Genomic DNA, 1,806 nt, shown 5'->3' with positions numbered 1-1,806 from the left:
TCAGCCCAGAGGTGATGTAAGATGATGGCATGGGGCCTCAACCTTAGTGTCGTACCGAGCCTTTTTCACATCCGTTATTCATCGGCCACGGGACGGACAGAGAACCCGACCGACGGATGGTAGTTGTTCTGCGGGTACACGAAGCCCGAGCCGAAGTACAGGATGCAACCGTTGTTCGAGTTGCGCGGGACTGCCGACCAATAGAAGCCGTAGTAGCCCACGTCGTACAGCGAACCGCCGTTGTAGTCGCGATAACCCGAAGCAGGGAAATATACGGTGGCATCAGGAGAAGATATCTTGTTGTTGAAGTTCCACCCGTAGTCCCAAGCACCGCTTACATTCTTCGTACCTCCGTTCTGCCCATTTGTCGTGAAGCCAGTGAAGGCATTGGAGGCAGGCATCTTGAAGCCGGCGGGGCAAGGGTCATAGACGGTCTTGACAACGGCGTTGTCATTGTAGCCTGTAACGGTGTTGTCCATTGACCAGAGGTTGTATTGATTGTAACCGCTATTCCAAGTTGAGCCATAAGGGTAGAAAGTCTCGGGATGCTGGATACCGTTCTGAATGGACATGTTGTCACCGCCGTTCTTGTTGAAAGAACCGTCGGGAGTGGTATCGGTTCCGGGGAAGGCATCCTTGCGACCGAACTGGTAGTAAGTGGAGGATATTTCCTTGACGCTATTTGGATTCTGCTTGATGTCGATATAGGCAAACTGTTTCGCGCCGTTATTGCCTATGGTCTGCTCTACTTTAACTCTCGCCACGCGCGGCTTGTTGTAGGCGGAGCCGTCCCATTTGCGGTAAGCGGAGCCGAGCGTCTGCTTGGTGAACTTGTAAGTATACCCCTGGAAGTTGGTGCAAGGGATAACATCCAATACATCGCCGTGGTCGAACCACAGATGCCACGACCAGACGACGGTACTGCCCTTGGTAACGGCGATGACAGCGTTACCGTTCTTAATTTTGTCCTGCGGTACGCGGAAATGGACGAAAGCGTTCGCTCCACTACCCTCGATGCCGAGACTGCCCGCATCAACAATGCCGCTTTGGTCGGTCCATACGATCTTGGCTCCGTCGGGAGTATTCACGCCGCCGTGGGTTTGGGTAATCCAAGGATTGTCAATGTCCACACCGGCGTGATCCTTGAAGTGATACAAGACATTGGGATTACCCGGTGCCGCATTACTGATATAAGCGTGAGTATTATTGCCACCGTTCTTGATGGCGTTGCCGTAAACCAATGGAATCTTATAATAGCCGGAAGCAGAAATCAGGTAAGAATTGGCGGTATTCTCAACGGTTGCAGCACCGGTACTGTTCGAAAGGTTGTAATAGCTGGTGGGGCTGCCCTTGGGCGTGGCATCGTGCAGCACCTTGTTATAGGGAGCCAGCTTATCAATAATTGGGGCTTTCTGCACGGTAGCGCTACCTTGCTGGGCAGCTGTACTGCCGTTGCCTTGCGTAAGGCTAAGGCTGGTGAGCCACGCGGGCTTGGTGTCACTCTCCGCGCTCCATGTGGCACCGCCGTCGGTGCTCTCTTGGTATTTCACCACCCGCCATGCTACCGGCCGTTGCGTACCGTCGGGGGCTTCGCGATAACTGCTGATGCCGTAGTTGCCGGTCTGCGTGGCATTGTAGGCGGCGGCCGAGGGTTGGGTGACGGTGAGGTGGAACGTCCAGTCGCTGGTGTTCTGGCTTAACTTGTAGAGCTTCGAGGTGCCGGGCTTCCATGCTTTTTTGCCCGTCAGCGGAATGGTGATGGTGTTGGGCGCGGGACTGGGATGTGCCGGGTCATTGTCCTCCAGT

1 pseudogene is annotated in these 1,806 nt (G+C 54.7%); it reads right to left on the bottom strand.

Features of this window, described 5'->3' with window-relative positions:
* Window positions 1-74 precede the first annotated feature (74 nt).
* Window positions 75-1,806: pseudogene (locus HMPREF0658_RS06225) on the bottom strand (fimbrillin family protein); the annotation flags it as partial.

Source organism: Hoylesella marshii DSM 16973 = JCM 13450, assembly GCF_000146675.1.
In the GTDB taxonomy this organism is placed as follows: Bacteria; Bacteroidota; Bacteroidia; order Bacteroidales; family Bacteroidaceae; genus Prevotella; species Prevotella marshii.
Note: the sequence above shows the minus strand (reverse complement) of the source record. Positions and strands in the feature narration are given on the sequence as shown.